The following is a 13,400-nucleotide window of genomic DNA, read 5'->3' on the forward strand; positions in this document are numbered from 1 at the left end:
AAGGAAAAAACAATGAAAGAACAAGAAAAATTTTTCAAAACGGCAGACAATACCGAGTTGTTTTATCGTTACCGTCCCGCCAAAAACGGTAGCCAAGATAAAGCGATTGTGTTATTTCACCGAGGGCACGAACACTCCGGACGAATAATGTTTGTGGCTGATGAGTTGGGTTTTGATGATTTTGCCTATTTTGCTTGGGATGCCCGTGGACACGGCAATAGCCCTGGTGAGCGTGGAGATAGCCCAAGCTTTGCTACCTCAGTGTCAGATATTCAAGCATTTATGCAGCATATCGAACGAGAATATCAGATTGCCCCTGAAAATATTTGTGTGATTGCTCAAAGCGTGGGAGCTGTTTTAGTTTCCGCTTGGTTACATGATTATGCGCCTAAAATTCGTTGTGCCGTGTTGGCATCGCCTGCATTTAAGGTAAAACTTTATGTTCCGTTTGCCCGTACGGGCTTGGCGTTGTGGTCAAAATTACGTGGTAATTTCTTTGTAAATAGCTATGTGAAAGCCCATTATTTGACCCACAATAAAGCCCGCCAAAACAGTTTTAATCAAGATCCGCTCATTACCCGTGCCATTTCTGCCCGTATTTTGCTTGGTTTGTATGAGGCGGCAGACAGGGTTGTGGCAGATGCACAAGCCATCACCACACCAATTCAGCTTTTTATCTCCGGGGCGGATTGGGTGGTACATCACAAACCGCAGCACGATTTCTATAATCATTTAGGCAGCCGTATTAAAGAACGCTATGTGATGAATGGGTTTTATCACGACACCTTAGGCGAAGAAAACAACCATCTGGTTTTCACTCCAATGCGTCGTTTTATTCGTGCCCGTTTTGATGAACCTGTGCAAAGGGTGGATTGTACTCAAGCGCACATCGCTAGCCCAAGTCGTGTAGAGGCTGATGTACTCGCTACACCGTTATCGCCTTATTCCATCCGTGGTTTATTTTGGGCTGGTTATCGAGCTTTAATGAAACTTGGTGCACGTTGGAGCGAAGGTTTACGTATCGGAAAAGAAACCGGCTACGATTCAGGGAGCACATTGGATTATGTTTATCAAAATCAGCCGCAAGGTTCTAATGCTTTCGGACGTTTGGTCGATAAAAATTATCTGAATGCGATTGGTTGGCGCGGTATTCGCCAACGTAAAGCGAATATTGCCAAAGCGATCAGTCTTGCAATGCAAAAATTGCGGGAAGCGGGTAAACCTGTTCACGTGTTAGATATTGCTTCAGGGCATGGGCGTTACGTGCTGGATGCATTAACCGCACAAAATCAGCCTGATTCTGTGCGTTTGCGTGATTACAGCCTGATTAATGTGGAGGCCGGGCGTCAGTTAATTGCTGAACGGGGCTTGCAAGATATTGCCACGTTTAATGAAGTAAATGCCTTTGATCCTACAAATTATCAAGATCTCAGTCCTCGTCCAACCTTGGGTATCGTTTCAGGTTTACATGAACTTTTTGCCGATAACGATTTGATTATGCATTCGCTCAACGGTTTTGGTGAAGCAATTGAACAAGGCGGTTATTTGATTTATACGGGGCAACCATGGCATCCGCAATTGGAATTAATCGCCCGTTGTTTAACCAGTCATAAGGACGGTAGCCCAAATTGGGTGATGCGTCGCCGTAGTCAGCAAGAAATGGATCAACTTGTGGAGCAAGCGGGGTTCCAAAAAATTCATCAATGGATTGATGAAGACGGCATTTTCACCGTGAGTCTTGCGATTAAAACCAAATGATCAATTTCAACACCCGTTTGGGTTATTTGCTCGGCGTAGGTGCAATTTTCTACGCCAGCTATGGTTTCACTAATTTTCTGACTGCACAGCGAGAAAATGTGCCTGAAATTGTGTTTGATTGGGAACACCGGATTCCTTTTCTTACCTGGACAATTGTGCCGTATTGGTCACTCAATCTGCTTTATGCTTTAGTGTTTTTCCTCTGCCAAGATCTGACTCAATTGCGTCGTTATGTGGCACGTTTGCTACTCGCTCAAGGTATTGCGGTTTTCGGCTTTTTGTGTTTTCCGCTCCAAATCAGTTGGCAAAAACCTGAAACGACGGGGATAGCCGGCTTTTTGTTTGAATCTCTAGCCGGTTTTGATCAGCCGTATAACCAAGCTCCTTCTTTGCATATTATTCTGACTATTGTTGTCGGTGCATTTTATTGGCGAATGTTCCCGAAATGGCGGTTATTGCTAGGCTTTTGGTTTGGGCTTATTGCGGTTTCAATTCTCACCACCTACCAACATCATTTTTTAGATTTACCCACAGGCGCATTAGTCGGCTTTTTAGTATTGTGGCTGTTATCCGAACAAGGCATTTCCCCGATTTTTGTACTCTTCTCCCAAAATCGGACTGTCTCCCATCATCGTTTAATGCGTTATTATGGCTTAGGCGCAATGGTTTGTGTACTGTTGGCATACTTGGGCGGTGGGTGGTTATGGCTTATATGGGGAGCCGTTGCACTTTGTTTGGTTGTGCTTGCTTACGGATGGGGAGTGGCAATTTTCCAAAAGCAAACAAACGGTAAACTTTCTGTTGCGACCTGTGCATTGGGATTTCCTTATCTTCTCGGCGCACGGCTTAACATTGCCTATTGATTGTGGAGAAAACCGAAAAGTGCGGTCATTTTTGAGAATATTTCCGTCGGTTCGATCATTGTTAGCGGTAAATTTGAAGCGGTGCTTGATTGTTGCGCCGAACTACCTTGCCCAAATCCGCCCGATGCTTACGAGCAAGCGTTAATGCTTGATTTGGTATCGCCAAGTGCCAAGGAACTTTGCAAAGCGGTAGAAAAATTAGATCGCTTACAACAAACTCATTCCTCGGTATTGGTGTGTTGTGCCTTGGGCTACGGACGCAGTGTCGCCGTAGTGTTAACTTGGTTACTTGCCACCCGGAAAATAGCGGATTTAAGCCAAGCTATTACGCTTGTAAAACAAGCCCGTCCACAAATAGTCGTATCAAATGCACTTCGTCAAACAATTTTGCAAGCAGAGAAACTGTATCAAGAGAAAACCAAATGACAAATGAACTAGCAGACACCGCAGCCAAAACCACCGCTCATTTTCTTATTAGCGCCCGCTATTTGGCGGTATTGAATGCCGTTTTATTAGCTATAAGTCTCGCAACAGAACATCACATCGGGCTGAATGTGATATTGGCGATGGGCTTACTCTATCTACATATTCGACTTGAATTTGATCAACGCATTTTTATGCACACGAAAAACTTTGCCGATTTTGACCGCACTTTATTGGCGTTAGGCTTAGTGAAACAAACTACCGAACGAGATATTTTTCAGCGGGCAAAAGGTGCTATTCGTCTGTGGTATGCAGCATTATTCGCTACTTTGGTACAATTGGCGTTATGGCTGATTTAGGAGGTATTATGCAATTTTTTTCCCGCTTATTAGCGCGTTTTATTGATAGCTGTTTATGTTATTTTGTCTCTTTTGTTACAGGCATTCGCCCACAATCGGAAAAGCAATTTACTTTCAGTCCGAAACAAAAAGTTTATTATGCCAATCATAGTAGTCACGGCGATTTTATGTTGGTGTGGGTATCGCTCCCTCAAACGTGGAGAATGGAAACCCGTCCCGTTGCCGCCGCTGAGTATTGGCAAAAAAACCGTTTACGCCGTTTTATCATTCAACAAGTGTTTAATGGTGTATTGATTGCCCGTCAAAGCGAGAGCCCTGAAACCGCTATCACATTGATGAGTGAAGCTTTACAGCATCATTCATTGATTATTTTTCCGGAAGGTACGCGAAATACCGATGAAAATCAGCCGCTTTTGCCGTTTAAATCCGGTATTTACCACCTTGCTCAACAAAATCCCGATATAGAATTTGTCCCGATTTGGATTGATAACATCAGTCATGTGTTGCCAAAAGGCAAATGGCTGCCTATTCCGCTTTTGTGTGATGTCTATATTGGCGAGCCGTTGAAGTTAGCTGAAAATGAACCCAAACAGGCTTTTCTAGATCGTACAATGAACGCTTTGTTAGCCTTAAATCCAAACCAAACAGAGGAGAAACTGTGATGCTGGCGCAAACGACTTTTATTTTTATCGTAGTGTTTGGTTTGCTGATTATAGCGAGTGCTATCGGACGGCTACTCATGAGCAAATATGGCGAAGAAAACAGCACCGTTGCTAACTTAGTCGCCCGTATTAATGCGTGGTGGGTGATGACAGGGGTATTATTTATCGCTTTTTTGTTCGGGCGTATTGGGGCGACAATTCTCTTTTTTCTGATTTCCTTCATTGCTCTGCGTGAATTTATGACGGTGATTTATCGTAAACGTTGCGATTATTACAGTATGGTGGCATGTTTCTATTTATTGTTGCCGATCCAATACTACCTTGTGTTAGTGCAATGGTATGGTATGTTTTCCATCTTCATTCCTGTTTATGGCTTTTTGTTGCTACCGATTATAGGGAGTCTCAGTGGGAATACCGAGCAATTCCTCGCCCGTACAGCCAAAACCCAATGGATGACAATGATCTGTATTTTCTGTATTTCTCATGTTCCCGCCTTGCTCTTTTTAAATTTGGACGATTTCAGCAACGAAAACAATATATTGCTAGTGATTTTTATGATTGCCACTGTACAGTCCAGCGATGTACTGCAATATATTTGGGGGAAACTGCTTGGCGGCCCCAAAATTATGCCGAGCCTTTCACCTTCTAAAACTATTTCAGGCACTGTCGGTGGTATTATCTCTGCCACGGTAGTAGCTATGTTAATGGCGCCAATTACGCCATTTACTTATTGGCAAGCAGGGCTAATTGGCTTTATTGTCTGCATAATGGGCTTTTTAGGCGGTTTGGTGATGTCTGCGATTAAACGCGATCACGGTGTAAAAGACTGGGGCAAGATGATAAACGGACACGGAGGAATGCTCGATCGAATGGACTCAGTTTGTTTCTCAGCCCCTATTTTCTTCCATATTATTCGATATTTTTGGAATGGTTAAAGACAAGCGGGCAGAGCGGTTATACGAGTTTTCGGTATTATGTAGCAGTTATACAAAATTGTATATGTTACTGTGAGCGTAGGGCTGTGCTGTAGTCTAACGTTAATAATTTCAATCACTTATCGACAGGGGCGTACTACGTATGCCCCTACATGTTGTATCAATTTTTTATTTGTGCGTAGGCTACATAATATACGGTAAAATGCGGTCAAAATTGACCGCACTTTTTGTTAGAACGACCCTCTTAAACCAACATAGATATTACGACCGTCTTGACCGTAGCCAAGAAGGTTTTCATATTTTTTGTCGAATAGGTTGTTTAGGTTGGCATATATCGTTAAGTTTGGAATGACTTGATAATTTGCGCCCAAATTTACCAAAGTATAAGACGGTAATTTGGTACGGTGGGTGGAATAAGTTGGTGAGAAATAGTTGTCCATTCGTTTTCCAACATAAGATACATTCACACTTGAGCCAAATTTCTCCGTGATTTGATAGGATAATCCCGCATTTGCCGTGTGTTTAGGACGGCGTAGCAATTCGTTACCATTATTGTCTTTACTATTCGTATAGGTATAGTTTGCATAGGCGGTTAAATCATTGGTTAATTTGCCGTTGTAAGCAATTTCTACCCCTTTAATTTTGGTTTTGCCGTCAAGGTTTATTGCATGAGAGGTGTAGCTCGTGAAATCAATGATTTCGCTACTGATAAAATGCTCAACACGGCGATTAAAATAAGTGATGTCTAAACTGTGCTGTTTATTGTGGCTTTCCAACAAGATGCCTACATCACCTCCGCGACTTTTTTCCGGTTTTAAATTTGGATTACCGATATAACGGCCGTTATAGCCATAATATTCGGTAATGGTTGGGTTTTGAATAGCGGTGCCAAAACTGGCGTGTGCTTTTACGTTTGATGTGAGGCGATAAGTAGCGGAAATTCGTCCTGTAAAGGAATTGTCGTATTCGGAACTGTCAGTGTAACGACCGCTCAAGCTCAAACTGTGATCTTTTTCGCTGAACAAACGATATTCCGCCGCAATGCTTTTTTCTGTCAGTTTTTTCTCACCAATATCATTGAAATAACTGGAATGATAGTTTGAGCGTTGATATTCGCCTAATAGGCTTAGTCCTTGGGTAATTGAACCTTCCTGATCAAAATTAATATCGAGTTGATAGTTAGCGTTTAATTTTTTGCCGTTATAAGCACTTCTAAAACCAAAAGTATCGCTATCCGTTTTAATATGGCTGACGGAGACTTTGTGTTTGAATAGATCTTTATCATTACCCCAGTAACCACCTAATTTAAATAATGTTTCACGAGTATGGGTGTAATGTCCTTTTTCGTCAGTTAATCCATTGTCAAAGTGGATGTTTTGAGAAAAGTGTGAACCCAATAATTCTAACCCTTTGTTGTCGTCATCATAACCGAAACGGAAAGAGGTGTTGTCGCGGTGAAATTTATCTTTTTCATTTGCGCCACCAGTTGCGACTGTGGCATTGTCTTCTGCGGTGTAATTAAAGCGATCTTTGCTTAATGCGGAAATACCGCTCGTGCGATGGCTATCGCCATGAAGCGAGTAATAAAATCCGTTATTGTAGCCTGAAACAGTAACCGAGCCGTCACGTGTACGGTGTGAGCCGATACCTAAGTCAAAATCAATATTAAATGGTTTTTCTTTATAGAGGCCACTTTTGGTTGTGATATAAATCACCCCACCCATAGCCTCGCTTCCCCAAAGGGCGGATTGTTCACCGCGTAGTACTTCAATGCGATCAATATTGCTTAATGATAAGCCACCGAAATCAAAACCGTATCCGCTAACAGGATTGGCTTTTACGCCATCAATCACGACTACCGTGTGATTTGCATCTGCACCACGTAAATGGAAATTCGTTAAGGCGCCACGTCCGCCACTTGCACTTATTGCCACACCCGGTACGGTTTTCAAGGCATCACTCACATAAGTCGCGTTACGGGCGGCGAAATCTTGTTCGGTCAATACTGTAACTGATGACGCAGTTTGATCTTGATTTACCGGTGTTGCATAAGCGGAATAAACGTTAATGGAAGGCAGTTCTGTGTGGGAAGATTCCGCATATACAAAAGCGGAGGAACCGAGCAAAAGTGCGGTTGTAATTAGGTTTGTTTTCATCATTTTGTTCCTTTGGTTTGAAATCACTATATTCTGACACAAGGAAAATCACTTTTCTAATTGAGATTTTTCATTACAAACTCAAATTCTATTCATAAAAAATCGCGCGCTTTTAACCGCACTTTTTGCTTTTATCCGCCCTGCTGTTTCAAGTATAATGCCCGTATTTTTATCACATTTAGATTCAAGATTATGAGCAATCAATTCAATGTAAAAACCTTCCAAGGTATGATTCTCGCCCTACAAGATTACTGGGCAAAACAGGGTTGCACTATTGTTCAGCCATTTGATATGGAAGTGGGGGCGGGAACGTCTCACCCGATGACGGCATTGCGTGCGTTAGGCCCGGAGCCAATGGCGTTCGCCTATGTACAGCCATCCCGTCGCCCGACCGACGGTCGTTACGGCGAAAACCCAAACCGTTTACAGCACTATTATCAATTCCAAGTGGTGATTAAACCCTCACCGGACAATATTCAAGAACTGTATCTCGACAGCCTGAAAATGCTCGGTTTCGATCCTACCCAAAACGATATCCGTTTTGTCGAAGATAACTGGGAAAACCCAACCCTTGGCGCGTGGGGCTTAGGCTGGGAAGTGTGGTTGAACGGAATGGAAGTGACCCAATTCACCTATTTCCAACAAGTGGGCGGCTTAGAATGTAAGCCTGTTACAGGTGAAATTACCTACGGTTTAGAACGTTTGGCGATGTACATTCAAGGCGTGGACAGCGTGTATGATCTGGTTTGGTCGGACGGCCCGCTTGGTAAAACCACCTACGGCGATGTGTTCCATCAAAACGAAGTGGAACAATCCACCTACAATTTTGAATATGCCAACACGGATTTCTTATTCTACTGTTTCGATCAATATGAAAAAGAAGCCCAACAATTATTAGCGTTAGAAAAACCACTGCCGTTACCAGCGTACGAACGCATTTTAAAAGCAGCACATAGTTTCAATTTGCTTGATGCCCGCAAAGCGATTTCCGTTACCGAACGCCAACGCTACATTTTGCGTATCCGAGCCTTAACCAAAGGCGTTGCTGAAGCTTACTACGCCAGCCGTGAAGCCCTCGGTTTCCCCGGTTGTAAAAAATAACCTGAAAATAACCGCACTTTAGAAATTGATGAAATAGGAGAGAGGATGAGCGATTTTCAATACCCAAAAGATATTTATACCGAAGCCGAGCCGGATGTGAATACGCTGGCTAATCTTGGTCCATTAACCGGACTGGCGGGCATTTGGGAAGGTAAGCGCGGCTTAGATATTAACCCTAAAGCGGAAGGCGCGGAAAAAGATCCTTATATCGAACGGGTAGAGTTACAACCGATTGACGCACAAACGAACGGGCCTCAACTTTTCTATGGTTTGCGTTATCACACCCGTATTGTTCAGCCAAATGAAGTGGAAACCTTTCACGATCAAGTGGGGTATTGGTTATGGGAGCCGGCAACGGGCAATATTCTCTTTACTTTAAGTATCCCGCGTGGACAAACGCTCATGGCAACCGGCAATGCTCCGGCGGATGCAAAAGAATTTACCGTGAAAGCAGTGCGGGGTTCACTCACCAATGGCATTATTTCTAATCCGTTTATCGAGCAAAATTTCACCACAGAAAGTTATACAATCAAGGTAAAAATCAATGATGACGGTACTTGGTCTTACGAGCAGGATACGGTTATGCTGATTCCAAACTATGATGAACCTTTCCATCATACGGATCGCAACCGTTTAACCAAAATTGTAGAACCGACGCCAAATCCGACCGCACTTGCGGCTATTGCTGAATAAAGCAGTATTAGAACAATGGTTACATTTAGCGACAGAAAGGAATAACAATGATTTTAACAAAAGAGTATATTCAACTATGTAAAAAAGATGGAAATATAGATACTTTAATTCATAAAAATATGGATAATATAAAGAATATTTCTTTTATTTTAGAAAATTTAGGTTATTTGAGTTCATCATTTAACTATGAATCTATAGAATATTTAATGAATAGTGATAGCGAAAAAGTTAGAAGTCTGGTTATTAAAAATTTAAGTAAGATAAATAATACTGATTTATTTTTAAAAATAAAGAATTATTTTTTATCTGATATTAGTTCACTAGTAAGAAGGGAATGTATTTCTGCTATAGGAAGAATGAGAAAAAAAGAGCATATCCCTTTTTTGATTAGTATATTACAAGATGAAGATCCTAAAATTGCTAGTCAGGCTATTAGAGGCTTATTAGTTTTTAAAGGAGATTACACTGTAGATATGGAACTTAAAAGATTAAAGCTACATAAAAATGAAATGATAAAAAAAATAATTAATAAAGAATACTTTTCAAGTGAAAATAAAGATAAAAAAAATTTCCTCTCCCACTCCCATGTACATAATTATTTAAAAAATGTTATAGTTAATTCAGATGTTCTAGAGGTATTTAAGCTTATTAAAGATGAAAGTTTTCACCTTACTTTTACATCTCCACCATATTACAACGCTAGAGATTATTCAATTTATTCAAGTTACGATGATTATTTAGATTTTTTAGAGAATGTATTTTTAGAAACATATAGAACAACAAAAGAGGGGCGATTTTTAATTGTAAATACATCCCCAATAATTATACCTAGAATTAGCAGATCTCACTCAAGTAAGCGTTATCCAATTCCATTTGATCTTCATAATAGATTAACAAAAATTGGATGGGAATTTGTTGATGATATAGTTTGGATGAAGCCCGAATACAGTGTAAAAAATCGTATTGGTGGATTTCAACAGCATCGAAAGCCCTTAGCATATAAACCGAACTCAGTAACGGAATATCTAATGGTTTATAGAAAGTCTACTGATAAATTATTAGATTGGAACATGAAACAATATTCAGCTGATATAATTAATAAAAGTAAAGTTGTTGATGGGTTTGAAACAACAAATGTTTGGCAAATTAACCCAAAATCAGATAAGGTTCATTCTGCAGTATTCCCTGCTGAACTATGCAAAAGAGTCATAGAATATTACTCTTATAAAGGGGATGTTATATTTGATCCTTTTGCAGGAAGTGGGACTTTAGGAAGAACCGCTAAATACTTAGATAGATATTTCTTTTTAACAGAAAAAGATGAAAAATATTTCAAATATATGAAGATGTTACAACAAAAAGATATGCTCTCTATCGATAAACAAACAAAGTTTCTAACATTAATACAATTTAAAGGTTTAGCTTATGAAAATAACTAATCAAGTAGTAAAAAATATAATAAAACGAGTTATTCAGTCTAATGATTATAGAATTGAAATTATAAATCTATTAAACGCTGAATTTTTACAATTTTCAATTGATTTCTTCAAAAGAGTTGTCGATGCTAAAATTAACTCAAATGATATAAATATAGATTGGTACAAAGATTATTTTTTATCAGAATCACTTTCCTCTGATGACATTATAATTAATTCTGGACTAAACAAAAAAACTATCAGTAACATGTATGGTAGTGCTAGTAGAAAGATTGTTTTAGATGCATCAATAGAACATTTTGACTCATTGTATAATAATATAAATTATTTGGTAGATTCCGAGCAAGATGGGATCGATATTAAATTAACCATTAAATTTAATGGTGTAAGTATTGACTTATCTATCAGTGAGAGTTTAATTGTTATTAATACATTAGCTGTAAAAAGATCCCAACTAAGAGGTGGGTTATGGAGTACAGCAGGGAAAAGTGTAGAAAAATATCTAATGTTAACTTTATGTAAATTGTATAATGTTCCTAATTCCAACTATAATTCATCTACATTTTCTAGAAATAGAAATAAAGATGTAGATAGAGAAGTAGATTTTTATTTATTTAATAGCAATAATCAGTATCGTTGTGAGGTTAAACTGATGGGTAAGGGAAATCCTGAGAGTGCCGATGCAATAATTGCACGTGATAGTAATATTTTCATAGCTGATACGCTATCTGAACAAAATAAGCATCAGTGTAATCAACTAGGTATTTACTGGGTTGCACTTAGAGATGAAAAAGGTTATTTAAAATTTGGAGAGATATTAGAGGCGATATCTATCCCATATATACCATATAACGGAGATTTAGATAACGATTTGAATGAAATTTTGAATGAATTGCTAGACTAGGTATTTAACAAAATGGTAATACAAACTTTCCTCGCCGAGATCGGCACAGAAGAGCTGCCGCCGAAGGCTCTCAAAAAATTAGGTACTGCGTTTGCAGAGAATGTAGAACAGGCATTAAACCAAGCAGGTTTAGCTTTTGACAAGGTAGAATGGTTTGCCAGCCCACGCCGTTTGGCTGTGAAAGTGTTGGCGCTTGCGATGCAACAACCGAGCAAAGAAATTGAAAAACGAGGCCCTGCAATATCCGCAGCGTTTGATGCCGAAGGCAAGCCGACTAAAGCCGCTGAAGGCTGGGCGAGAGGCTGTGGTATTGGCGTGGCGCAAGCAGAACGCCTTGTTACGGATAAAGGTGAATGGTTAGTTCATCGTGCGAAAATCGAAGGTCAGCCGACCAAAAATTTACTTAGCGACATTGTGGCGAACGCTTTAGCAAAATTGCCTATCCCAAAACCAATGCGTTGGGCGGATAAAACCGTGCAATTCATTCGCCCTGTTCATACTGTCACCATGTTACTTGGTGATGAACTCATCGAGGGTGAAATTTTAGGTGTAGCAAGCGGCCGTACTATTCGTGGCCACCGTTTTTTAGGTGAACGTGAATTTGAAATTCAACATGCCGATCAATATCCACAATTACTACGCGAAAAAGGTTCGGTCATTGCCGATTTCAATGAACGTAAAGCGGAGATTTTGGCAAAATCTCAAGAAAAAGCGACCGCACTTGGTGGCGTAGCGGATATTGAAGAAGATTTGCTTGATGAAGTAACGTCGTTAGTGGAATATCCAAATGTACTGACGGCAAAATTTGAAGAGCGTTTCCTTGCCGTGCCGGCAGAAGCCTTGGTTTACACGATGAAAGGCGACCAAAAATATTTCCCAATTTACGACAAAGAGGGTAAATTATTACCGCACTTTATTTTTGTTTCCAATATCAATCCTGATGATCCGACAGCGATTATTGAGGGAAATGAAAAAGTTGTGCGCCCACGTTTAACGGACGCAGAATTCTTCTTCAAAACCGACTTAAAACAAAAATTGGTGGATCGCTTACCTCGTTTGGAAACAGTGTTGTTCCAACAACAACTCGGCACATTGCGGGATAAAACCGCTCGTATTGAACAGTTAGCTGGCGAAATTGCCAAACAAATCGGGGCAGACGAAGTCAAAGCGAAACGCGCAGGCTTGCTCTCCAAGTGTGATTTAATGACCAATATGGTGTTTGAATTTACCGACACGCAGGGGGTAATGGGGATGCATTATGCCCGTTACGACGGCGAAGATGAAGAAGTGGCAGTGGCGTTAAACGAACAATATATGCCTCGTTTCTCCGGCGATTCATTGCCAAAATCTTTAGTGGCAAGTGCGGTTGCTTTGGCAGATAAATTTGATACCCTCACAGGGATTTTCGGTATCGGACAAGCACCAAAAGGCAGTGCCGACCCGTTTGCCTTACGCCGTGCGGCATTGGGGGCGTTACGCATTATCGTAGAGAAAAATTTACCCCTTGATCTTGAAGATTTAGTGCAAAAATCGACCGCACTTTTCGGCGATAAATTGACTAATGAAAATGTGGTTGCCGATGTAGTGGACTTTATGCTCGGACGTTTCCGTGCGTGGTATCAAGACGAAGGCATTGCCGTTGATGTGATTCAAGCGGTGTTGGCCCGTCGTCCGACTAAACCGGCTGATTTTGATGCACGAGTACGTGCCGTGTCTCATTTCCGAACCCTCGACAGTGCAGAAGCACTCGCTGCCGCCAATAAGCGTGTGAGTAATATTTTAGCGAAAGTGGAAGGGGAAATCTCATCACAAATTGACCGCACTTTATTGCTCGAAGAGGAAGAAAAAGTGCTTGCAGAGCAAGTGCTTGCGCTACAATCAGAACTCTCACCGCTCTTTGAACAAGGCAAATATCAAGCGGCGTTAGATCGTTTAGCCGGCTTGCGTGAGGCAGTTGATAACTTCTTTGATAAAGTAATGGTCAATGCGGAAGATCCAAAATTACGCCAAAATCGTTTAGCAATTTTAAATAATTTACGTAATTTATTCCTACAAGTGGCGGATATTTCGTTACTTCAATAAGTACAAGTGCAAGGATGGTTATTTTTCA

The 13,400-nt window shown here is 40.7% G+C and carries 12 protein-coding genes; 11 read left to right on the forward strand and 1 reads right to left on the reverse strand.

The window, feature by feature from the left end; translation table 11 throughout:
* Positions 1–12 precede the first annotated feature (12 nt).
* Genes FEE42_RS10060 through FEE42_RS10080 form a run of 6 tightly spaced genes read left to right on the forward strand, consistent with a single transcriptional unit; the run spans position 13 to position 5,000 of the window.
* Entirely contained in the window at positions 13–1,758 is a 1,746-nt protein-coding gene (locus tag FEE42_RS10060) for a bifunctional alpha/beta hydrolase/class I SAM-dependent methyltransferase (RefSeq protein WP_164028432.1), read from the forward strand.
* The gene (locus FEE42_RS10065) at positions 1,755–2,621 is read left to right on the forward strand and encodes a phosphatase PAP2 family protein (RefSeq protein WP_237184420.1); all 867 of its coding nucleotides are present in this window, start codon (positions 1,755–1,757) and stop codon (positions 2,619–2,621) included. The genes FEE42_RS10060 and FEE42_RS10065 overlap by 4 nt, the downstream gene beginning before the upstream one ends.
* The gene (locus tag FEE42_RS12900; protein WP_237184421.1) at positions 2,622–3,047 is read left to right on the forward strand and encodes a dual specificity protein phosphatase family protein; all 426 of its coding nucleotides are present in this window, start codon (positions 2,622–2,624) and stop codon (positions 3,045–3,047) included.
* On the forward strand, positions 3,044–3,403 hold the full coding sequence (locus tag FEE42_RS10070) for a hypothetical protein (protein ID WP_164028433.1): 360 nt from the start codon (positions 3,044–3,046) through the stop codon (positions 3,401–3,403). Before FEE42_RS12900 ends, FEE42_RS10070 begins: the two co-directional genes overlap by 4 nt.
* Before the next feature lie 8 nt (positions 3,404–3,411).
* Positions 3,412–4,065, forward strand: a complete 654-nt coding sequence (locus FEE42_RS10075) for a lysophospholipid acyltransferase family protein (RefSeq protein WP_164028434.1) — start codon at positions 3,412–3,414, stop codon at positions 4,063–4,065.
* Positions 4,065–5,000 (forward strand): phosphatidate cytidylyltransferase, encoded by a 936-nt coding sequence (locus tag FEE42_RS10080; protein WP_059367974.1) that lies wholly within the window; start codon positions 4,065–4,067, stop codon positions 4,998–5,000. Before FEE42_RS10075 ends, FEE42_RS10080 begins: the two co-directional genes overlap by 1 nt.
* A 230-nt stretch (positions 5,001–5,230) precedes the next feature.
* Here FEE42_RS10080 and FEE42_RS10085 read toward each other — a convergent pair whose 3' ends face one another.
* Complete coding sequence (locus tag FEE42_RS10085) at positions 5,231–7,156, reverse strand: TonB-dependent receptor plug domain-containing protein (RefSeq protein WP_164028436.1); 1,926 nt, start codon at positions 7,154–7,156, stop codon at positions 5,231–5,233.
* 192 nt (positions 7,157–7,348) lie between these two features.
* Between FEE42_RS10085 and glyQ the strand changes: the two genes are divergently transcribed.
* The 5 genes from glyQ to glyS are packed head-to-tail and all read left to right on the forward strand — an operon-like array spanning position 7,349 to position 13,372.
* On the forward strand, positions 7,349–8,257 hold the full coding sequence (gene glyQ / locus FEE42_RS10090) for a glycine--tRNA ligase subunit alpha (RefSeq protein WP_077466004.1): 909 nt from the start codon (positions 7,349–7,351) through the stop codon (positions 8,255–8,257).
* 45 nt (positions 8,258–8,302) lie between these two features.
* Complete coding sequence (locus FEE42_RS10095) at positions 8,303–8,950, forward strand: FABP family protein (protein WP_164028438.1); 648 nt, start codon at positions 8,303–8,305, stop codon at positions 8,948–8,950.
* A 47-nt stretch (positions 8,951–8,997) separates the two neighbouring features.
* Entirely contained in the window at positions 8,998–10,389 is a 1,392-nt protein-coding gene (locus tag FEE42_RS10100) for a DNA methyltransferase (RefSeq protein WP_206023150.1), read from the forward strand.
* On the forward strand, positions 10,376–11,290 hold the full coding sequence (locus FEE42_RS10105) for a CfrBI family restriction endonuclease (RefSeq protein WP_164028440.1): 915 nt from the start codon (positions 10,376–10,378) through the stop codon (positions 11,288–11,290). Before FEE42_RS10100 ends, FEE42_RS10105 begins: the two co-directional genes overlap by 14 nt.
* A gap of 12 nt (positions 11,291–11,302) precedes the next feature.
* Positions 11,303–13,372: a glycine--tRNA ligase subunit beta gene (gene glyS, locus FEE42_RS10110; protein WP_164028442.1), complete on the forward strand. Its 2,070-nt coding sequence runs from the start codon at positions 11,303–11,305 to the stop codon at positions 13,370–13,372.
* Positions 13,373–13,400: the final 28 nt, after the last annotated feature.

Source organism: Rodentibacter caecimuris (assembly GCF_010587025.1).
GTDB lineage: Bacteria > Pseudomonadota > Gammaproteobacteria > Enterobacterales > Pasteurellaceae > Rodentibacter > Rodentibacter caecimuris.

Bases quoted from the DNA above. Each gene is read 5' to 3' on its own strand.
- FEE42_RS10060 (WP_164028432.1), top strand. From the start codon at position 13: ATGAAAGAACAAGAAAAATTTTTCAAAACGGCAGACAATACCGAGTTG.
- FEE42_RS10065 (WP_237184420.1), top strand. From the start codon at position 1,755: ATGATCAATTTCAACACCCGTTTGGGTTATTTGCTCGGCGTAGGTGCA.
- FEE42_RS10070 (WP_164028433.1), top strand. From the start codon at position 3,044: ATGACAAATGAACTAGCAGACACCGCAGCCAAAACCACCGCTCATTTT.
- FEE42_RS10075 (WP_164028434.1), top strand. From the start codon at position 3,412: ATGCAATTTTTTTCCCGCTTATTAGCGCGTTTTATTGATAGCTGTTTA.
- FEE42_RS10080 (WP_059367974.1), top strand. From the start codon at position 4,065: ATGCTGGCGCAAACGACTTTTATTTTTATCGTAGTGTTTGGTTTGCTG.
- FEE42_RS10085 (WP_164028436.1), bottom strand. From the start codon at position 7,156: ATGAAAACAAACCTAATTACAACCGCACTTTTGCTCGGTTCCTCCGCT.
- glyQ (WP_077466004.1), top strand. From the start codon at position 7,349: ATGAGCAATCAATTCAATGTAAAAACCTTCCAAGGTATGATTCTCGCC.
- FEE42_RS10095 (WP_164028438.1), top strand. From the start codon at position 8,303: ATGAGCGATTTTCAATACCCAAAAGATATTTATACCGAAGCCGAGCCG.
- FEE42_RS10100 (WP_206023150.1), top strand. From the start codon at position 8,998: ATGATTTTAACAAAAGAGTATATTCAACTATGTAAAAAAGATGGAAAT.
- FEE42_RS10105 (WP_164028440.1), top strand. From the start codon at position 10,376: ATGAAAATAACTAATCAAGTAGTAAAAAATATAATAAAACGAGTTATT.
- glyS (WP_164028442.1), top strand. From the start codon at position 11,303: ATGGTAATACAAACTTTCCTCGCCGAGATCGGCACAGAAGAGCTGCCG.